The organism is Pseudomonas sp. Sample_14 (genome assembly GCF_004307515.1).
GTDB classification, from domain to species: domain Bacteria; phylum Pseudomonadota; class Gammaproteobacteria; order Pseudomonadales; family Pseudomonadaceae; genus Aquipseudomonas; species Aquipseudomonas atacamensis.
The window spans coordinates 1-20,982 of sequence record NZ_RCOC01000076.1; the positions used below are offsets into that span (position 1 = coordinate 1).

The following is a 20,982-nucleotide window of genomic DNA, read 5'->3' on the forward strand; positions in this document are numbered from 1 at the left end:
CCCGCGCCCCGCCCATCGCCACGTAAACACGCACCTCTGATTGCACACGGTTGAGAAGACAGCTCCAGGCTGCCGGCCGTGGTGTTTACGACTGTTCGATGGAAATTGTCATGTCCAGGTTTACTGCTGTCCCCTGCGCGGAATCTGCCCGCGCGCACTTTGCCCTGAATGAATCGCGGATTCGTTGCAGGCACGCTATTGCCGTCCTTTGCGGCCTGCTGCTGACACCGCTGGCGCTGGCTGATGATCACGCGAGCCATGAAAGTGAATTGAGCCCGACGGTGATCACTGCCATCGCCCCAAGCTCGCCACTGACGATCGTCACCAACCCCAAGGATCCGCGCCAACCGGTGCCGGCCAGTGACGGCGGCGATTACCTGAAGACCATTCCCGGCTTCGCTCTGGTGCGCAATGGCGGCACCAACGGCGATCCGGTGCTGCGCGGCATGTTTGGTTCGCGGCTGAATATCCTCACCAACGGCAGCATGATGCTCGGCGCTTGCCCCGGCCGGATGGACGCGCCGACTTCGTATATTTCACCGGAAACCTACGACAAACTCACGGTGATCAAAGGCCCGCAAACCGTCCTGTGGGGTCCGGGCGCATCGGCCGGTACGGTGCTGTTCGACCGTGAGCCGGAGAACTTCGGCGAACTCGGCACTCGCGTCAACGCCAGCATCCTGGCTGGCTCGCATGGGCGTTTCGACAAGGTTGTCGACGCGGCTGCCGGCGGTCCGTTGGGCTACGTGCGCGTCATCGGCAACACCGCGCATTCCGACGATTACCGCGATGGCAACAACGACATCGTCGCCTCGCGTTACGACAAGTGGAACGGCGATGTCGCACTGGGCTGGACGCCGGATGCCGACACCTTGATCGAACTCACCGCCGGCAAGGGCGACGGCGAGGCGCGGTATGCCGGGCGCGGCATGGACGGTTCGCAATTCCTGCGCGAAAGCCTTGGCCTGCGCCTGGAAAAATCCAACATCAGCGAGGTGCTGGAAAAACTCGAGGCGCAGGTCTACTACAACTACGCCGACCATGTGATGGATAATTACACCCTGCGCACCCCGTCCGGCACCGGGATGATGGCAGGGCCCATGGCGTCCAACGTCGACCGCCGTACCCTCGGTGCACGGATCAAAGCAACCTGGCGCTGGGCTGATGTTCAGCTGATCACCGGCCTCGACGCACAGACCAACGAGCACCGTCAGCGCAGTGCAATGGGCGTCGATACCTACAAGCAGCTGCCGTACAGCAAGGACGCCGATTTCCACAACTACGGCGTGTTCAGCGAAATGACCTGGTACGCCGCCGAGCGTGATCGCTTGATCACTGGCGCCCGTGTCGACCGTGCTTCGGCCAAGGATTATCGGCAGACCACCGGCTCGGGGATGATGTCCCGCCCCAACCCGACCGCCGACGACACCCGCGCCGACACCCTGCCCAGCGGCTTCATCCGTTACGAGCATGACCTCGCCGACAGCCCGACCACGCTCTATGCAGGCCTCGGCCACGCGCAACGCTTCCCGGATTACTGGGAGTTGTTTTCACCCAAGTCCGGCCCGGCAGGATCGGTCAATGCGTTCGACTCGATCAAACCGGAAAAGACCACGCAGTTCGACTTCGGCGTGAACTACAGGAGCGCCGACCTCGAAGCCTGGGCCTCGGGTTACATCGGTGTGGTACGCGATTACATCCTGTTCGACTACACGCCGGGAATGATGGGCATGAGCACCTCGCGCGCCGAAAACATCGACGCGCGGATCATGGGTGGCGAACTCGGTGCTGCCTACAACCTCACCGACAACTGGAAAGCCGATGCGACCCTGGCCTATGCCTGGGGCAAGAACAGCAGCGACGGCTCGGCCCTGCCGCAGATGCCGCCGCTGGATGCGCGCTTCGGCCTGACCTACAGCGAGGCCAAGTGGAGCGCCGGCGCACTCTGGCGAGTGGTCGCCGCGCAGCACCGCATCGACGCGAACAAGGGCAACGTGGTCGGCAAGGATTACGCCCAGAGCTCGGGCTTCGGCGTGTTCTCGCTCAACGGCGCGTACCGCATCAACCAGCACTGGAAGGTCAGCAGCGGCGTCGACAACCTGTTCGGCAAAGCCTACGCCGAGCACCTGAACCTGGCTGGCAACGCCGGGTTCGGTTACCCGGCCAATGACCCACAGGCAATTAATGAACCAGGGCGCACGCTCTGGACCAAAGTGGATATGAGTTTCTGACACCAACACCTACCCATGTGGGAGCGAGCCTGCTCGCGAAGAGGCCGGCGCATTCAACAGTGATGTCGTCTGGCATGACGCCTTCGCGAGCAGGCTCGCTCCCACAGGTAAACAGACAACGAAAAGAACCAAGCCAAGCGGAGCACTCGTGATGCAAAAGCCTCAACCCAATTTCTACAACCTGGCCTGGCGCTGGCATTTCTATGCCGGGCTGTTCGTCGCGCCGTTCATGGTGATGCTGGCCCTGACCGGGATCATTTATCTGTTCAAACCGCAGCTCGATTTGCTGATGTACAGCAGCCTGCTCGAAGTACCGGTCGGGCACCACACGGTGCCGGCCGATGACCTGCTGCAACGGGTGAAAGCTGCCTATCCGCAAGGCCAGGTCACTCAGTACCTGCCGCCGGTGAATGCCGAACGCAGCGCGCAATTCGTGGTGAAAAACGCTGGTCACGAACTCAACGTATTCGTCGATCCGTACCACGGTGACATCCTCGGCGAGCAGGATGCCAAGCAGAATCTGCAAGCCATCGCCCGTGCGATCCACGGCGAATTGATGATCGGCACGGTCGGCGATCGGCTGATCGAAATGGCCGCTGGCTGGGGCGTGGTGCTGGTGGTCTCGGGGCTGTTCCTGTGGTGGCCGCGCGGTCAGGCGGCGGGCATTCTATGGCCGCGTTTGAACAGCCGCGGTCGAGTGTTGTGGCGCGATCTGCATGCCGTCACCGGTTTCTGGGGCGCGACATTGCTGTTGGTGATGTTGCTCAGCGGCATGACCTGGACCGGTTTCTGGGGCAAGCAATACGCGCAGGTGTGGAACGTGTTTCCAGCCGCAATGTGGGACAACGTGCCGACCTCCGACATCGAGGCACGCAGCCTCAACAGCGCGACCCGCCAGACCGTGCCGTGGGCGATGGAAAACACACCGATGCCGATGTCCGGCGACCACGCCGAACACATGAATCACGGCAATGCCCATGCCGGCCCCGCTGCACCCGAAGTCAGCCTGCAGGATGTGCAGAACATCGCCAGTGAGCGCAAGGTGGAGCCCGGCTACAGCATCACCCTGCCGACTACCGCCACCGGCGTGTTCACCATTGCCGTATTCGCCGATGACCCGCGCAACGACGCCACCCTGCATATCGATCAGTACACCGGCAAGGTTCTCGCCGATGTGCGTTTCGAGCACTACGGCACCGTTGCTCGCGCCACGGAAATCGGCGTGATGCTCCACGAAGGCAAGATGTTCGGCACCTTCAACCAGATCGTCGTGCTGCTGATCTGCCTGATGATTCTGCTCAGCGCCGTAAGCGGCGTGGTGATCTGGTGGAAGCGTCGGCCTGAAGGCAAGTTCGGTGTGCCGCCGCTGCGCCATGACCTGCCGACATGGAAAACCGGCGTGGCGATCATGCTGGTGCTGGCGGTGGTTTTTCCGCTGGTGGGGGCTTCGCTGCTGTTCGTGTGGTTGCTTGATCGGTTCGTCTTGCCACGAGTCGCCCGGCGCACCGTCGATCTACCGCGCTGATAGTGTGGCGCGGGCTCAGTGGCCCGCGCTCGACTCGGCATTCGAATTACAACTCATCTCTGATCCGCACGGCACCTTCGGCCGCCGGCTGTTGCCGACGGGTTCGCCAACCACTGCCCAGGTGCCCGGTATGGCGCCAATACGCGCCTGCCACCAACACCTGAAATTCGCCCAATTGCAGGAGTCGGGAGACAAATTGCCCAGGCGTGAGGCGGCTGACCCATTGCCCGTTTTCATAAACGACCGAACGGGTCAGCAGCAGATCCCGTTCGGCGTCTGAGTACACTGGCGTGTATTTGAGCAACTCATGGCCGGGCGTGGAGTAGTAATACCCACGAATATCGAAACCTTGGTTTTTCAACTCGTGGGTGTGTGCATACACCAGCGCGGGTTCGGCGAAATTACTGCGGATCTGTTCGTTGTCAGCGACCAGCAAGGTATTGCCCGACAGGCTGAATTGATGACTGGCCACGACGGCATAACCGTCAGGGAAGCGCGGTGCCGGTCGGCGCCAGTCGGTCGCAGGGTCCTCGGCAGTACGGAAAAGACGCAGACGAAGATTCTCCTCGTTGGCGAACCACGCAACAGGCTCCAGCGGGACAAAGCGCTGGCCGGAGTCTTCCCCGAGAACCGCGCCCTCATAGCCGGTCCGAGCGAGTATTTCATTGTCGGTCCGTTGCTGGGCATAGCGGGCAGCATCGTCGGGATGCTGGAAGATCGGTCCCAGCGCCGGAACCGGATGATTTTGCCAATGGCGCTCACGAGATATCTCGGCAAGGCCCGGTTGCCAGCCCTCCTCGACCCGACCACGGCGAGACCAGCAGGCGCTGGTTTCAATGACATGCAGGTCACCGGCTCGCGCCATCCGATTTACGTATTCGACAAGGCTGAAAGTGCCCTTGCTGTTGTTGCGTTCATCATTCGCCGCCTGCTCCATTGACACAAAAGCGTTGGGGCGCAAGTCCACTTGCCCGAACCGGTCGAAGAATGTGCCGGGCTCGAACGCGTGCAGTTGCAGCCTCAGCAGCGCTCCGTCGGCGCAGGAGAAGTAGATCGGCTTGTAACCCTGTGGAGTACTGGCCCGTCGACACGCCTGCTGGACTTCGCTGGGCATGATCAGCACGTGCCGGATATCCGTGGATCGTGCGCCAAGCGGCGGCAGGACGGCGCGCAGATAAATCGAATCCAGCAGAAAGCCTGATGGCAGTCGCCCGTGCTCGAAAATCCGGTCCAGCGCCAGCGCCGACCGTTGTGCAGTCAGCGGCAGACTGGCAAGAAACACCCCGCCGGCCGAGCGCAGGATGACACCGAAAGTCTGCATATCGCGGCTCACCGCCAGCTCATGGACATATCGAGCGGCCGCATCTGCCTGAAGAAATAACGGGCCGCACACCGCCGCAGTAGCGGCTTTGCTGTAATCCGTCACGTTCTGCAAATCGGCGGAGAACGGCACCCAGCGCGATACTTGCCGGGGCAGGCCCCACAGGTCACTGCCGGTGACGACCTGCAAATAACCTGTTCTGGCGAGCGAGTCGATCCAGTCGATCGGTTTCAATTCACCGCTGTAAAGGCGCTGCTTGATGGTCTCGCCATCCAGTGATGCGGGCAGGCTATTGCTTGCCGTCAGGGCAATCGACAGATCGGCGCGCAGACGCTCCCACAACCCAGGCTGATAGCGAATCGTCGCACCGTCCGGCGCAAACAGGTATTCATCCCAGACCACAGGCTTGCGCGTGAATGCCGAGTACAAGGTATCGACCGACAGCATGTTCAAGTAGATCTGTTTGTCGATGGCCGAAAACGCTACCGACAGCTCCCTCGGGACTCTGGAGCGGTAACGCGCAACGATCCGGCAATTTTCTGGAAACAGTCCGGCAGCGCGAGTCTCGTCGGCGATGATCTCGCTACTGTCGAAATTTTCGCGTGTCACTTCAATCGGCAAGGTAGCGACGTAGAGGCCGTCGGAGCGTTTCAGAATGACACCGCCATAGAGCTTGTCGGTGCTCTGCGGCAACAGCGATCGGGCATGCACCGCCGCATCGTCGGCACTGTGAAAAACCGGCCCCAGGGCGCGTCGCTGCAGATTTGCGTAAGGCTGCCAGGTTTTCTTGACCAAACCCGGCCGGTCCCAGCACAGACTCGTACGCAGCACGTCAAGTTGACCACTGTCGACCACGGTGTGCACGAAGTCGGATGGCAACAGCCTTTGCGCAGCGAGATCGTCCTTGAGCGTTTGCAGCGTCGTCTGCGAGCTGTCGTCGTAGAACAACTTGCTGGAGCTGTTGAACACATACCTGAGCAGAGCACCATCACCAGTGGCGATATACAAAGTTCTGTGCCGGCCAGTGGCGACGACCGGGCGCCGCTCGGAGAGATACATGGCAACGGTCAGCGTCTCTGGCGTGACGAAGTAATGCGCGAGCCAGTCCTGGGGATGGCGCAAGGTTTCCCCGATTCTCTGGTGCATGTAATACACGGCATGCAGGTCGAAGCCATCCGGGTACTGATACCAGGGAGCCGTCTTGCTGGAACTGAACACCGACTCCTGACGAAACAGATTGGTGCCGCTATCGCTGACGGGTATCAGCTCGCTGGCGATGTATTCCTCCCGCCCCACGTGCTTGAGAATGAAGCCGAACCAGGTTTTCTTCTCGTCGTGCAAATGCACGTCAGTACTGGATTGACTAAGTGCTGCCTCGTCCGCCGAGGAAAACACCGCACCAAAGAAAATCCTCGCAGGACGCTTCCACGGCATTGTTGTAGCGCCAGGCGCAGGCACTTGCGTTGGCGGATATGGCTGCAAAGAAAGATCTGGCAATGACGGTTTCGGTAACGTCGGCAGCGGCGGCTCAGACTCGCCTGGTTCAGCCACTGACGCTATTGGCAGGCTCCAGTCAGCGCCGATTTGCCCGCGATAGCCCCACAGTGCGTGATCGATCAGGTTGAACAAGACGCCGGCCTGCGCCTGTTCACGCACAAAGGCCTGTGGCCGTTCAGTGCCGTTGCGCAGCGCACTGACAAGCTCGCCCGGGTGCTTGCCAGTGCCGAGGCGTCTGGCCAGCTCCCTGGCGACGATGGTGGTGTAGGGCTGGAACCTGATCAGGCTGTCGCCGGCACCAGAGCAATACAGAGCGATCCCGTCGACCAGGGTCTGCCGCAGCTCGTCAACGTTGAGCATCTGCACATCCAGCAGAGCCTCGGCACGGGTCCAGCGCAGATACCGGATATGCACCGGGTCAAGTTGCGAAAGCGCAACGTGAGCGACATAACGCGCATGCATGGTGTGGTCGTCTGGAAACACCGGCCGACCGTGATTGTCCAGAGGATAAAGCCGCCCCTGGCTGAGCGTATCGATATCCCCGGGCAAGGGTTCGGTCACCACGAAACGCTTGTCGCTACGCTGAAAAACATACCCCGCGTACTGCTGATCACGGCGAATGCCCACGAGCTCATGGGCATGGCGAACCGCATCATCGGCCGCCAGAAAAGCCCGGCTCAATCGCGGCCAGGGGAAATTGGCGAAGGGCTGCCATTGCAGATCCACCGGACCCAGATGCGCCCACAACGCACTGCCGCGCACGACCTCCAGGGTCCCGGCCAGTACCAGCATCGAAACAAATGCGCGGGTATCCAGTGTGCCGGCCAACAGCCTTGCCTGCACACCATTGTCACTGACCGTGCCGTCCGACTGCGTAACGCTCAGTGCCGCTTCGATCGAATCGCCGCTGAAGCGGTACTTCAACATCGCATGATCCTGCGCCCGCATGTACAGCGACAACGCACGCCCCGCTTGCGCCAGATGTTGGCTGCGGGCATTCGCTTCGATAGCCCAGGCGATCTCCCGGGGCGTGAAGAAGTTCTCGTAGAGCCACGGCTGGCCAGGTGGAAACTGTGCCGGGTCGGGTCGTGAGGCAAAGTAAAAGCCCTCCAGCAAATAACCCCTGGGCAGCTGCAATTGCCCTTGGGCATCAACCGGAAATATTCGCTCAGGATCCCAAGCGGCGAGCCCGGCCGGCCGCGCATGGGTGGCGACATACTCCTCGCCAGTCAACTTCTTCAACAGCAGACCCGCTGCGTGCGCGCCTCTGGATTTCAACGCGGCCAGCACGGCGCGTTCGGCATTGACGCAGACACGGGTCATCAGCGGCAGTTCGGTGACCACACCCTTTGAAAACGACGCGCCGGCCTTCCAGTCCGCAGGTACGCGCCCCACCGAGTAGCCCCAGTCGGCATTCGAAACAATGACTTTGAGTTCACCCACGGTCGCCAGTTTGTTGATCACCGCCATCACGTCATAGGCCCCCGCCGGATGGCCGGACGGCCCGCCGGACTGTTGCCAGAGAAAGTAGTCGCGCTCCTCGGGCGAGCCGCTCGAGACGTATTTGAGCAAGCTGCCATCCGGGCCTGAAAGGTAAGCGCTGCGGAAAAAATCCCGCGCCGACACATCGCCAATGAAATCGCCGCCTGAATAGAAACTCATGAACAGCCGGAGCAGTGTTTCATCCTGACGCCGATTGCCATTGCGGAACTCGGCATGGATCGGCGGATGGCTGTGAACGCTGGCGACGCACCGGTAGCCCAGCGGATGAAGCATGCCGCCAAGGACATCGGTCTGCACAATTGTGCCGAAGTCAAAACCCGTGGCCTGCCCGGCGATGGGTGAAGTGGCGAGCAATTTCCCGTCCGGACGCAGCAGGATCACGCTGCCGTACTCTTTGTCCGGGTTCAGTGGAATCCGCGTGTGCACCCAATAGGCGGCGTCCTCTTCAGTCAGAAAGGCCGGGCTCAGTGGCGGCAGCTTGAACGTTGCTGAAGAACTTGCGGAACGACCGGATCGGCCTGAGACATGACTCATAAAAACCTGCGCTGAGAATCGGGATGAGCGCGTGAGTGTGGGCCGTCGGTTTTCACCTGCTGTGGTACATGTTTATCGTTTCTGTATCCGCATCTGCGCGACAGCTGCGCCCCAATCTGGCGCAACTGGACGCACCACCGCCCGACTACCGTCCCCTCCTGGTGCACGCCCACAGCGCGCAAGCGCTCTGGCACGACATTTTCTTGCCTGAACGCGACCGGGCACAGCCTTTGCAAAACACACCTTCAGTCGTCCGCATCTGCCAACCAGAAAAAATCGAATGTTCATGGAGATCGCACAATGAAGCGTCGCAGTTTGATCAAGGCTTTCACACTCACGGCATCCATTGCCGCGATGGGCATGACCTGGACTGTCCAGGCCGCCGAGACCATCAAGGTCGGTATTCTGCATTCGTTGTCCGGGACCATGGCGATCTCCGAAACGTCGCTCAAGGACATGGCGCTGATGACCATCGACGAGATCAACGCCAAGGGCGGCGTGAACGGCAAGATGCTCGAGCCGGTGGTGGTCGATCCCGCTTCCAACTGGCCGTTGTTCGCCGAAAAGGGCCGACAGCTGCTGACCCAGGACAAGGTCGCGGTGGTGTTCGGCTGCTGGACCTCGGTATCGCGTAAATCGGTATTGCCGGTGTTCGAAGAGCTCAATGGCCTGCTGTTCTACCCGGTGCAATACGAAGGCGAAGAGATGTCGCCGAACGTCTTCTACACCGGCGCCGCGCCGAACCAGCAAGCGATCCCCGCCGTTGAATACCTGATGAGCGAAGAAGGCGGCAGCGCCAAGCGCTACTTCCTGCTCGGCACCGACTACGTCTACCCGCGCACCACCAACAAGATCCTGCGCGCGTTCCTGCACTCCAAAGGCGTGGCCGACAAGGACATCGAAGAGGTCTACACGCCGTTCGGTCACAGCGATTACCAGACCATCGTTGCCAACATCAAAAAATTCTCCGCCGGCGGCAAGACTGCCGTCATCTCGACCGTCAATGGCGACTCCAACGTGCCGTTCTACAAAGAGCTGGCCAACCAGGGCTTGAAAGCCACCGATGTACCAGTGGTGGCGTTCTCGGTTGGTGAGGAAGAACTGCGCGGCATCGACACCAAACCGCTGGTGGGCAACCTCGCGGCGTGGAACTACTTCGAGTCGGTGGAGAATCCAGCGAACAAGAAATTCGTCGCGGACTGGAAAGCCTATGCGAAGAAACACAATCTGCCAGGCGCGGACAAAGCGGTGACCAACGACCCGATGGAAGCCACCTACGTCGGCATCCACATGTGGGCGCAAGCGGTCGAGAAAGCCAAATCCACTGACGTCGACAAAGTGCGCGAAGCACTGGCCGGGCAGACCTTTGCTGCGCCGTCCGGTTACACGTTGACCATGGACAAGACCAATCACCACCTGCACAAGCCCGTGATGATCGGCGAAATCCAGAGCGACGGGCAGTTCAACGTCGTGTGGCAGACCGAAGGCCCGATCCGCGCGCAACCATGGAGCCCGTTCATTCAGGGCAACGACAAGAAGCCGGATTATGCGGTGAAGAGCAACTGAGGCGAATTCAGTTTTTGAGGCGAGCATGAGACTTCCCCCTCACCCCAGCCCTCTCCCTCAGGGAGAGGGGGAAAGGGAGCCGATCTTCATGCTCTTCAAACCCTGAGTTCGACTCAAGTTCGCAAGTCGCAGCACATCGTCCAGACACCTCGGTCAGTCCCCTCTCCCTCCGGGAGAGGGTTAGGGTGAGGGGGCGGTTGAACAGGACACCACTAATGCCCACTGCCATACACCGCGTACTTCTCGCCATCGCACTGTTGCTGCCACTCCTGGCCCACGCTGGCGATGCCGAAGACTTCGTCGCGGCCAATCCGATGCAACAGGCCAAACTGCTGGAAGCCTGGGCCGCGCAGCCCGATCCGGCGCGTATCGAATTGCTCAACGCCCTGCAGCAAGGCGAGCTGACGATCGACGGCCAAGCGAAAACCCTGCGCCTGAACAATCGCCTGCGGGGTCTGATCGACACCGCGATGGCCAGCCATCAATTACTCGCCGCTGACAGCAAGATCCGTCTCGGCGCCGCGCAGCAATTGCAGAAAAGCGCGAAGCCCGCGCAGCTGAAATTTCTCGACCGGCAACTCGCCGGGGAAAAAGACCCAAGCGTGCACGCGGCCCTGAGCCTCGCGCTGGCCAATCTGCAACTGGTCGACAGCGACCCGGCGGTGCGCCTTGCAGCGGTGCGGTTGCTCGGTGAAACCGGCGACCCGCTGGCACGCACGCGCCTTGAAGGTCTGCTCGAACCGGGCGTGGAAAGCGATGCCGGCGTGCGCACCGCCGCTGAAACCAGCCTCGCTCAGGTCAAGCGCAAATTGCTGATCGGCGAAGTGCTCGGCCAGGCCTTCAGCGGCATGTCGCTGGGCTCGATTCTGCTGCTCGCCGCCCTCGGTCTGGCGATCACCTTCGGCCTGCTCGGGGTGATCAACATGGCTCACGGCGAGATGCTCATGCTCGGCGCCTACTCGACCTATGTCGTGCAGTTGATGTTCCAGCGTTACGCGCCGCAGGCCATCGAGTTCTATCCGCTGATCGCGCTGCCGGTGGCGTTTTTCGTCACCGCCGCCATTGGCATGGCGCTGGAGCGCACGGTCATCCGCCACCTTTACGGTCGACCACTGGAAACCCTGCTCGCGACCTGGGGCATCAGCCTGATGCTGATCCAGCTTGTGCGTTTGTTGTTCGGTGCGCAGAACGTTGAAGTGGCCAACCCGGCGTGGCTGTCCGGTGGCATTCAAGTGCTGCCGAACCTGGTGCTGCCGTACAACCGCATCGTCATCATCGCTTTCGCATTGTTCGTGGTGGTGCTGACCTGGCTGCTGCTGAACAAGACCCGCCTCGGCCTCAACGTGCGCGCCGTTACCCAGAACCGCAACATGGCCGCCTGCTGCGGCGTGCCAACCGGGCGCGTGGACATGCTCGCCTTCGGCCTCGGCTCGGGCATCGCCGGATTGGGCGGCGTGGCGCTGAGCCAGATCGGCAACGTCGGTCCCGACCTTGGCCAGAGCTACATCATCGACTCGTTCCTGGTGGTGGTGCTCGGCGGCGTCGGCCAACTGGCCGGTAGCGTGCTAGCCGCATTTGGCCTGGGCATCGCCAACAAGATTCTCGAACCGCAGATCGGTGCGGTGCTCGGCAAGATCCTGATCCTCGCGCTGATCATTCTGTTCATTCAGAAACGTCCGCAAGGCCTCTTCGCACTGAAAGGACGGGTGATCGACTGATGAACCAGCCTCTGTTAGTCACGGCCACACAAAAGGCCGGGCCGAAAGTCACGCTCGCGGTCGGCGGGGTGATCCTCGCGCTGCTGATCGTTCTGCCGCTGCTCTCGTTGTTGTCGCCAGACAATGCCCTGCACGTCTCGGCCTACACGCTGACCCTGGTCGGCAAAATCCTCTGCTACGCCATCGTTGCTCTGGCGCTGGATCTGGTCTGGGGTTACGCCGGCCTGCTGTCGCTGGGCCACGGTCTGTTCTTCGCCCTCGGCGGGTACGCGATGGGCATGTACCTGATGCGGCAGGCGGCCGGCGATGGCTTGCCAGCGTTCATGACTTTCCTGTCGTGGAGCGAATTGCCGTGGTACTGGACCGGCACCAGCAGCTTTATCTGGGCCATGTGTCTGGTGGTGCTGGCGCCGGGTCTGCTGGCGCTGGTGTTCGGCTTTTTCGCCTTCCGTTCGCGGATCAAGGGCGTGTATTTCTCGATCATGACCCAGGCCCTGACCTTCGCCGGCATGCTCCTGTTTTTCCGCAACGAGACCGGGTTTGGCGGCAACAACGGTTTCACCAATTTCCGCACCATTCTCGGTTTCGGCATCACCGAACCGGGCACCCGCGCGGTGCTGTTTCTGGCCACGGTGTTGTTGCTGGTGGCGAGCCTGTTCATCGGCTGGCGCCTGGCACAAAGCAAGTTCGGCCGAGTGCTGACGGCGTTGCGCGATGCGGAAAACCGTTTGATGTTCTGCGGCTACGACCCGCGCGGTTTCAAGCTGTTCGTCTGGGTGCTGAGTGCGGTGCTGTGCGGCCTCGCCGGAGCGCTGTACGTGCCACAAGTGGGCATCATCAACCCCAGCGAAATGTCGCCGACCAATTCGATCGAAGCGGCGGTTTGGGTCGCCCTTGGCGGGCGCGGCACGCTGATCGGGCCGCTGCTCGGCGCCGGCGTGGTCAACGGCATGAAGAGCTGGTTCACCGTGGCCTTCCCGGAATACTGGCTGTTCTTCCTCGGTGCGCTGTTCATCGTCGTGACGTTGTACCTGCCCAAGGGCGTGATCGGTCTGCTGAAGAAACGAGGTGAACAATGAGAGTCACAGCGAGTGCTGAATTCATGCTGGAGCCGGCGTTTTTCCCCGTGGAACCGAACAAGGACGAAGGCACCAGCCGCGACTCGATCGGCCTCGGCCAGCGCGTCGGCCCCGGCCTCGATACGCGCCACGGCACGATCCTGACCCTGGAAGACATCAGCGTCAGCTTCGATGGCTTCCGTGCCTTGAACAATCTCAACCTGTACATCGGCGTCGGCGAACTGCGCTGCATCATCGGCCCCAACGGCGCGGGCAAGACCACGCTGATGGACGTGATCACCGGCAAGACCCGGCCCAGCCACGGCAAGGCCTGGTTCGGCGAAACCCTGGATCTGACGCAGATGAGCGAAGTGCAGATTGCCCAGTCCGGCATCGGCCGCAAGTTTCAGAAACCAACGGTATTCGAAGCCTTGAGCGTGTTTGAAAACCTGGAGCTGGCGCAGAAGACCGACAAGTCGGTGTGGGCCAGTTTGCGTGCGCGCTTGAGTGGCGAGCAGAAGGATCGCATTAGCGAAGTGCTCGAGACGATTCGCCTGACCACTTCGGTCAATCGCCAGGCCGGGTTGTTGTCCCACGGCCAGAAGCAGTTTCTCGAGATCGGCATGTTGCTGATGCAGGACCCGCAATTGCTCCTGCTCGACGAACCGGTGGCGGGCATGACCGACGCCGAAACCGAGTTCACCGCTGAGCTGTTCAAGTCGCTGGCCGGCAAGCATTCGCTGATGGTGGTCGAGCACGACATGGGCTTTGTCGGCTCGATTGCCGACCACGTCACGGTGCTGCATCAGGGCAGCGTGCTGGCCGAGGGCTCGCTTGAGCAAGTGCAGGAAAACGAGCGGGTGATCGAGGTCTACCTCGGCCGCTGAAGACCTAGATCGTTCCCACGCTCTGCGTGGGAATGCCGCCATGGACGCTCTGCGTCCGCCGTTATGTGACGCGGAGCGTCACGGGATGCGTTCCCACGCAGAGCGTGGGAACGATCACCGGGGGAGAATTTGGACATGCTGCAAGTCGACAAGCTGCATCAGTACTACGGCGGTAGCCACATCCTGCGCGGCCTGAGCTTTGACGTGAAGGTCGGCGAAGTGACCTGCCTGCTCGGCCGTAACGGCGTGGGCAAGACCACCCTGCTCAAATGCCTGATGGGCCTGCTGCCGGCCAAGGAAGGTGCGGTGAACTGGGAAGGCAAACCGATCACCACGTTCAAACCGCATCAGCGTGTGCATGCCGGTATCGCCTACGTGCCGCAGGGCCGTGAGATCTTCGGGCGCCTGACGGTAGAAGAAAATCTGCTGATGGGCCTGTCACGCTTTTCAGGCTCAGAAGCCAAAGAAGTTCCAGGTTTCATCTACGAATTGTTCCCGGTGCTGCTACAAATGAAGCAGCGCCGTGGCGGCGATCTGTCCGGCGGTCAGCAACAGCAACTGGCAATCGGCCGGGCGCTGGCCAGCCGCCCGCGCCTGCTGATTCTTGATGAGCCCACCGAAGGCATTCAACCGTCGGTGATCAAGGAAATCGGCGCGGTGATCAAGCAGCTCGCGGCGCGCGGTGACATGGCGATTCTGCTGGTCGAGCAGTTCTACGATTTCGCCGCCGAGCTGGCCGATCAATACCTGGTGATGTCGCGGGGCGAGATCGTCCAGCAGGGTCGCGGTGAAAATATGGAGGCCGAGGGTGTACGCGGGCTGGTCACGATCTAACGCGCCGGTCTAATCTGTAGCTTCCTAACGATAATCACAAAACCATGAATTCGATTGTTGCACCTGCCCTGTTTACCCCGAGCTGGCATGCCGAGCTGGAACTGGCCTACGCGCGTTTCGGCGATTGCACGCGCCCGGTCATGCGCCGCCACCTCGGCCCGCTGCGGGTGCAAAAGCATCTGTACGCCGAAGGCCCCGAGGTCTGCCAGCACATCATCGTCCACCCACCGGGCGGAATTGCCGGTGGTGATCGGCTCGATATCAGCGCGCGCGTCGAGCACAACGCCTGGGCACAGATCACCAGCCCCGGCGCCGCCAAGTGGTATCGCGCGGGCGGGCCGGCGTATCAGCAGCTCGACTTGCAAGTCGCTGCCGGCGCGACCCTGGAATGGCTGCCGCAGGAAACCATCGTCTACAGCGCCGCGCAGGCCGAGTTGAGCACAACGATCGAGCTTGAAGGCGATGCGCGGCTGTTCTACTGGGACGTGGTGGCGCTGGGTCGGCCGGCCAGTGGCGAGCGTTTTGACCTCGGGCATTTTCAGGCGCACCTGGATATCCGCCGCGATGGTCAGTTGCTCTGGCACGAACGGCAGCGCATTGTCGGTGCGGACGGTTTACTCGACTCGCCGATCGGCCTGGATGGTAATCCGGTGTTTGCGACGTTGTTGGTCACCGGTGAAATCGATGCTGAATTGCTGGAGCGTTGCCGCTCGCTGGGGCATGAGGTACGCGGGGATTTGACTCAGTTGCCGGGACTGCTGGTGGCTCGTTGCCTGGCCAGTGAGGCGTTGCTCGCCCGCGCCTGGCTCATCGATTTGTGGCGATTGCTCAGACCTGTGCTGCTGGGGCGCGAAGCTATCGCGCCAAGAATATGGAGCACCTGAAACCCCGACCCTCACCCCCCGCCCTCTCCCGGAGGGAGAGGGAGCCTGACCGAGTCGTCTGATATGAATTTATCTGCCTGAACGAATATTGCTGACTGAATTGGCCATTGAAAACAACCAAGATCAGTCCCCTCTCCCTCGGGAGAGGGCTAGGGTGAGGGGCTGCTCCAACTGGCACCCCACACTTCTCGAGAGCCACCCGAATCTGCCCTGATGGAACCCGAACCATGGACCTGACCCCACGCGAAAAAGACAAGCTGCTGATCTTCACCGCCGGCCTCGTCGCCGAGCGGCGGCTGGCCCGTGGCGTGAAACTCAATTACCCGGAAGCCATGGCCTACATCTCCGCCGCGCTGCTTGAGGGCGCCCGCGACGGCCAGACCGTGGCCGAGCTGATGCATTACGGCACCACCCTGCTCAGCCGCGAACAAGTGATGGAAGGCATCCCGGAAATGATCCCGGAAATCCAGGTCGAGGCGACGTTCCCCGACGGCACCAAACTGGTCACCGTTCACCAGCCGATCGTCTGAGGCCGCGCCATGACTTACAGCATTCGCGATGCGAGCCGGGCCGACCTGCCGGCGATCCGCGACATCTACAACGACGCCGTGCTCAACACCACGGCGATCTGGAACGAACAAGCGGTCGACCTCGGCAATCGCCAGGCATGGTTCGACGCGCGGCAGTTGCAGGCGTATCCGATTCTGGTGATCGTCGACCATGAAAACGCAGTGCTGGGTTACGCCTCGTTCGGCGACTGGCGGCCGTTCGACGGTTTCCGCCACACCGTCGAGCACTCGGTGTACGTGCGCAGCGATCAACGCGGCAACGGCCTCGGCCCACAACTGATGACCGCGCTGATCGAACGCGCCCGCACTTGCGGCAAACACGTCATGGTCGCCGCCATCGAAAGCGGCAACGCTGCCTCCATCCGCTTGCACGAGCGTGCCGGTTTCAGCATCACCGGGCAGATGCCGCAAGTGGGCACCAAGTTCGGCCGCTGGCTCGATCTGACCTTCATGCAGTTGACCCTTAATCCCGGCGCACAGCCGCCGGGTGCCCACAAGGAGTGATGTCGATGAACGCCGCCCAGTTGCGCCGCGTCAACGCTGAGAGCTTTGCCCACTATCGCCAGGGCCTGGTCGATCTGCTGCTCGACGCCGTCGGTTACGGCGCCAGCGTCGGCTTCATGGCCGACCTCGATGCCGCGCAGGCGCGCGCGTATTTCGATGAGGTGCAGGACAACATCAACAAGGGCAGCACGCTGCTCTGGGTGGTGGTGAAGGACGAGCAGGTGCTGGCCAGCGTGCAACTGGGCCTGTGCCAGAAGGCCAATGGTCTGAACCGCGCCGAAGTGCAGAAACTGCTGGTGCGCGAACACGCGCGGCGCCGTGGCCTCGGCCAGCAACTGATGCAGGCGCTGGAACTCGAAGCGCCCAAGCACAAGCGCGGCATGCTCTATCTCGACACCGAGGCCGGCTCGCCGGCAGAAGATTTCTACAAGGCGCTGGGCTATGTGCGCGCCGGCGAAATACCCGATTACGCCTGCGACCCCAACGGCACCTATCGCCCGACCGCTCTCTATTACAAAGTCCTGCAAGGAGCCCAGCGATGATTCCTGGCCAATACCAGATCCAGCCCGGCGACATCGAACTCAATGTCGGCCGCCGCACCGTGAGCCTGAAAGTCGCCAACAGCGGCGACCGGCCGATCCAGGTCGGTTCGCACTTTCACTTTTTCGAAACCAACGACGCGCTGACCTTCGACCGTGCCGCCAGTCGCGGCATGCGCCTGAACATCCCCGCCGGCACCGCCGTGCGCTTCGAGCCGGGGCAAAGCCGTGAAGTCGAGCTGGTCGATTACGCCGGGCATCGCCGGGTGTTCGGCTTTGCCGGCCGCATCATGGGTGATCTCTAAACAACACGGTGCCCGCTCTGGCCCCTTCGCGAGCAGGCTCGCTCCCACATGAGAACGCGATCAAATGTGGGAGCGAGCCTGCTCGCGAAAGCGAGTAATGCGAGCGATTTCAGACCCAATTGAATCTCAAGGCATGCCCATGAAAATCTCCAGACAAGCCTACGCCGACATGTTCGGCCCCACCGTCGGCGACAAGGTGCGCCTGGCCGATACCGAGCTGTGGATCGAAGTCGAAAAGGACTTCACCACCTACGGCGAGGAAGTGAAGTTCGGTGGCGGCAAAGTCATCCGCGACGGCCAGGGCCAGAGTCAGTTGCTCGCCGCCGAAGTGGTCGACACGCTGATCACCAACGCGCTGATCATCGACCACTGGGGCATCGTCAAGGCCGACGTCGGCCTCAAGGACGGGCGCATCGCCGCGATCGGCAAGGCCGGCAACCCCGATGTGCAGCCCAACGTGACCATCGCCATCGGCGCCGGCACCGAAGTGATTGCCGGCGAAGGCATGATCCTCACCGCTGGCGGCATCGACACGCATATCCACTTCATCTGCCCGCAGCAGATCGAAGAAGCGTTGATGAGCGGCGTCACCACCATGATCGGCGGCGGCACCGGGCCGGCCACCGGCACCAACGCCACCACCTGCACCTCCGGCCCGTGGCATCTGGCGCGCATGCTCCAGGCCGCCGATGCCTTCCCGATGAACATCGGCCTCACCGGCAAAGGCAACGCCAGCCTGCCGGAGCCGTTGATCGAACAGGTCAAGGCCGGCGCCATCGGCCTCAAACTGCACGAGGACTGGGGCACCACCCCGGCGAGCATCGACAACTGCCTCAACGTCGCCGACCAGTACGACGTGCAGGTGGCGATCCACACCGACACCCTCAACGAATCGGGTTTCGTCGAAACCACCCTTGGCGCATTCAAGGGCCGCACCATCCACACCTATCACACCGAAGGTGCCGGTGGCGGCCACGCGCCGGACATCATCAAGGCCTGCGGTTTCCCCAACGTGCTACCGAGCTCGACCAACCCGACCCGGCCGTTCACCCGCAACACCATCGACGAACACCTCGACATGCTCATGGTCTGCCACCACCTCGACCCGAGCATCGCCGAAGACGTCGCCTTCGCCGAAAGCCGTATCCGCCGCGAAACCATTGCCGCTGAAGACATCCTCCACGACCTCGGCGCGTTCTCGATGATCAGCTCCGACAGTCAGGCCATGGGCCGCGTCGGTGAAGTCATCACACGCACCTGGCAGACCGCAGACAAGATGAAAAAACAGCGCGGCCCACTGCCCCAGGACGGCGAGGGCAACGACAACTTCCGCGCCAAGCGTTACATCGCCAAGTACACCATCAACCCGGCGATTACCCACGGCATCAGCCATGAAGTCGGCTCGATCGAAGTCGGCAAGTGGGCCGATCTGGTGCTCTGGCGTCCAGCGTTCTTTGGTGTGAAGCCGACGCTGATTCTCAAGGGCGGCGCGATTGCCGCAAGCCTGATGGGCGACGCCAACGCCTCGATTCCCACGCCGCAACCGGTACATTACCGCCCGATGTTCGCCAGCTACGGTGGCTCGCTGCACGCCACCAGCCTGACCTTTATCAGCCAGGCGGCGCAGGAGGCCGGATTGCCGGAGGCTCTGGGGTTGAAAAAGCAGATCGCTGTGGTGAAGGGCTGCCGCGACGTGCAGAAAACCGACCTCATCCACAACGACTATCTGCCGAACATCGATGTCGATCCGCAGACCTATCAGGTCAAGGCCGATGGCGTGTTGCTCTGGTGCGAACCGGCGGAAACGCTGCCGATGGCGCAGCGCTATTTTCTGTTTTGATCAGGGGGCGCGCTGAATACGGACTCGCTGGTTCGTATTCAGCAGCTATCGCTCAGGCGACCACGGAAACAACTTCGCGATGTCCGCATCGCTGTAGTTGTAATTGATGCGTAACTCGGTTCCTGCCGGAATATCTTCGGTAGCGAAGATGGCGTTGAGAATGAAGTCGCGGGTGACCAGTTCCTTGCCTATCAACTGTTGCGCCTCAACATCGAATGGCACGAATTCGACGTTATAACCATCCGTGGCCTGGCGAACCGGCTTGCCCGTTGCGTTGTACCAGAAATGCGTATTGATCCTGGAGATGATCGTGTCACCGACCATCGCCAGCTGGACGGGGATCAGATATCCAGGTCCTGGCTGGTAACGCACGCCGACCTTCATGGTGTATGACTGCTGGGGGAGCGGCACAAGACGTCCTGGCATGATGGCGCCAGCATAGACGCCGACCACCTCGCCTCGGCTGATGCGCCGGTTGGCAACCACCATGGACTGGCCGACCAGGGCCCGCTCACCGGGCGCACGCATGTCGGCCTCGGTGAACAGTCGCCATTGCAGCTTTTCTTCATACAGCCGCGCGACATGCTCGTAGGCGCCAAACTTGATGTACGGTTTGATCTGCTCGGAGGTGTATCGGCCGCCGTCTTCGAAACGCACGAGGGTCTGGAGCTTCTTTATGCGGATAGGCGTGCCGGCGATGTCCCGGAATGGATATTTGCCGTTATTGGCCCGGTCGTAGACCCCGTGCCGATTGCTGAGAAACGAAAAACGCGTTTCGCTGCGCATTGCACTCAACTCGTCAGCAGTGAAAGGTTTGAAGGGCATCGACTCGGACGCCAGATAGAAATGTTCATCTGCCGCATCGACATCGTCGGGCAGCTCTTCAAGGGCTGACTCATAGTCTTCATCACTCTGCCGCGCCGCCCTGCGGCTTTTAGCCGGTACAACGGCGGCGTCCGGCGATGCGCTGAAATCCTCCAGCGAGTACCAGTGCTTGTTCAACGGATCGTAGGCAAGCACTGGACCGGACGGCTGCAGCTCGCTGGACAGCCGGGCCCGATGCAGACCGGTCTCGGCATCGACGCCGATCAGCACCGTACCGCCGCCCTGCAAGTCCACGTATTGGCGCCCCTTGAATAGGCGAAACCCGTCAACGTCCGCTTGCGGTAGAGGGGCTGTCGAGGCGATCAGGTAACGCTCCAGCGCGGAGGCTGCGACCGTTGGGACGGAACCCGAGGTAGACGGCGTCGGATGGACTTGCACGCTGTGCGGCATAGCTGCAATTTCTATTTGCTGCGTGCTACTGCCGGGTTCGCTGGTATCGGGCGGGGTCTTGCGAATGAACGGACCGGGGGTCAGGTGCGGCGACTCGATACCGTGCGTGGCGGAATCCCGGGATGTGCGTCCAGGGGTGGTGATATCGACTGCGCCCGGCTTGGGCGGCTTGGGTCTGACTGGCATTGACAGGCTTCCTTGCAAAGATTGCGCAGCGCTGGCCAGTCTGGCTGGCTGGCGCTACGACCGTCGGCATCCATTGCCAACATGTGCCCGGGAAACTATCAGACCATCCAGCCGGTTCATACCGGGTGAAACACTCGCAAACACTAACCCGGCACAAGCGGGCCGACTCGCGATGAGGCCGAAACAGACCTCATCGCCTCAAACAA

General features: G+C 61.6%; 15 protein-coding genes. 13 read left to right on the top strand and 2 right to left on the bottom strand.

The window, feature by feature from the left end; translation table 11 throughout:
- Nucleotides 1-110: 110 nt before the first annotated feature.
- On the top strand, nucleotides 111-2,231 hold the full coding sequence (locus tag D8U61_RS18135; RefSeq protein ID WP_130927416.1) for a TonB-dependent copper receptor: 2,121 nt from the start codon (nucleotides 111-113) through the stop codon (nucleotides 2,229-2,231).
- 151 nt (nucleotides 2,232-2,382) lie between these two features.
- Complete coding sequence (locus D8U61_RS18140) at nucleotides 2,383-3,756, top strand: PepSY domain-containing protein (protein WP_125926248.1); 1,374 nt, start codon at nucleotides 2,383-2,385, stop codon at nucleotides 3,754-3,756.
- 46 nt (nucleotides 3,757-3,802) lie between these two features.
- Here D8U61_RS18140 and D8U61_RS18145 read toward each other — a convergent pair whose 3' ends face one another.
- Nucleotides 3,803-8,611 carry a DUF4329 domain-containing protein gene (locus D8U61_RS18145; protein ID WP_130927417.1) on the bottom strand — a complete coding sequence of 1,603 codons (4,809 nt, stop codon included), beginning with the start codon at nucleotides 8,609-8,611 and terminating at the stop codon, nucleotides 3,803-3,805.
- A gap of 300 nt (nucleotides 8,612-8,911) precedes the next feature.
- Here D8U61_RS18145 and urtA point away from each other — a divergent pair, with 300 nt between their 5' ends.
- The 11 genes from urtA to ureC all read left to right on the top strand — a co-directional run bounded on the left by urtA (nucleotide 8,912) and on the right by ureC (nucleotide 19,315).
- Nucleotides 8,912-10,177, top strand: a complete 1,266-nt coding sequence (gene urtA / locus D8U61_RS18150) for an urea ABC transporter substrate-binding protein (protein WP_056787644.1) — start codon at nucleotides 8,912-8,914, stop codon at nucleotides 10,175-10,177.
- Nucleotides 10,178-10,392: 215 nt separating this feature from the next.
- On the top strand, nucleotides 10,393-11,895 hold the full coding sequence (gene urtB, locus D8U61_RS18155) for an urea ABC transporter permease subunit UrtB (RefSeq protein ID WP_130927418.1): 1,503 nt from the start codon (nucleotides 10,393-10,395) through the stop codon (nucleotides 11,893-11,895).
- A complete protein-coding gene (gene urtC / locus D8U61_RS18160; protein ID WP_122751722.1) occupies nucleotides 11,895-12,974 on the top strand; it encodes an urea ABC transporter permease subunit UrtC in 1,080 nt (359 codons plus the stop codon). Before urtB ends, urtC begins: the two co-directional genes overlap by 1 nt.
- A 23-nt stretch (nucleotides 12,975-12,997) precedes the next feature.
- On the top strand, nucleotides 12,998-13,840 hold the full coding sequence (urtD, locus tag D8U61_RS18165; protein WP_172834043.1) for an urea ABC transporter ATP-binding protein UrtD: 843 nt from the start codon (nucleotides 12,998-13,000) through the stop codon (nucleotides 13,838-13,840).
- 135 nt (nucleotides 13,841-13,975) lie between these two features.
- Complete coding sequence (urtE, locus tag D8U61_RS18170) at nucleotides 13,976-14,674, top strand: urea ABC transporter ATP-binding subunit UrtE (protein ID WP_130927419.1); 699 nt, start codon at nucleotides 13,976-13,978, stop codon at nucleotides 14,672-14,674.
- A gap of 44 nt (nucleotides 14,675-14,718) precedes the next feature.
- A complete protein-coding gene (locus tag D8U61_RS18175) occupies nucleotides 14,719-15,558 on the top strand; it encodes an urease accessory protein UreD (RefSeq protein WP_130927420.1) in 840 nt (279 codons plus the stop codon).
- A gap of 227 nt (nucleotides 15,559-15,785) precedes the next feature.
- Nucleotides 15,786-16,088, top strand: a complete 303-nt coding sequence (gene ureA / locus D8U61_RS18180; RefSeq protein WP_003221215.1) for an urease subunit gamma — start codon at nucleotides 15,786-15,788, stop codon at nucleotides 16,086-16,088.
- Between the two features lie 9 nt (nucleotides 16,089-16,097).
- Nucleotides 16,098-16,631 (top strand): GNAT family N-acetyltransferase, encoded by a 534-nt coding sequence (locus D8U61_RS18185; protein WP_122707774.1) that lies wholly within the window; start codon nucleotides 16,098-16,100, stop codon nucleotides 16,629-16,631.
- 5 nt (nucleotides 16,632-16,636) lie between these two features.
- Nucleotides 16,637-17,173 carry a GNAT family N-acetyltransferase gene (locus tag D8U61_RS18190; RefSeq protein WP_024011401.1) on the top strand — a complete coding sequence of 179 codons (537 nt, stop codon included), beginning with the start codon at nucleotides 16,637-16,639 and terminating at the stop codon, nucleotides 17,171-17,173.
- Complete coding sequence (locus D8U61_RS18195) at nucleotides 17,170-17,475, top strand: urease subunit beta (protein WP_024011400.1); 306 nt, start codon at nucleotides 17,170-17,172, stop codon at nucleotides 17,473-17,475. Before D8U61_RS18190 ends, D8U61_RS18195 begins: the two co-directional genes overlap by 4 nt.
- Before the next feature lie 139 nt (nucleotides 17,476-17,614).
- On the top strand, nucleotides 17,615-19,315 hold the full coding sequence (gene ureC / locus D8U61_RS18200; RefSeq protein ID WP_024011399.1) for an urease subunit alpha: 1,701 nt from the start codon (nucleotides 17,615-17,617) through the stop codon (nucleotides 19,313-19,315).
- A gap of 45 nt (nucleotides 19,316-19,360) precedes the next feature.
- Here the strand turns inward: ureC and D8U61_RS18205 are convergent, their stop codons facing one another.
- Nucleotides 19,361-20,776: a hypothetical protein gene (locus D8U61_RS18205; protein ID WP_241663635.1), complete on the bottom strand. Its 1,416-nt coding sequence runs from the start codon at nucleotides 20,774-20,776 to the stop codon at nucleotides 19,361-19,363.
- Between the last annotated feature and the right edge of the window lie 206 nt (nucleotides 20,777-20,982).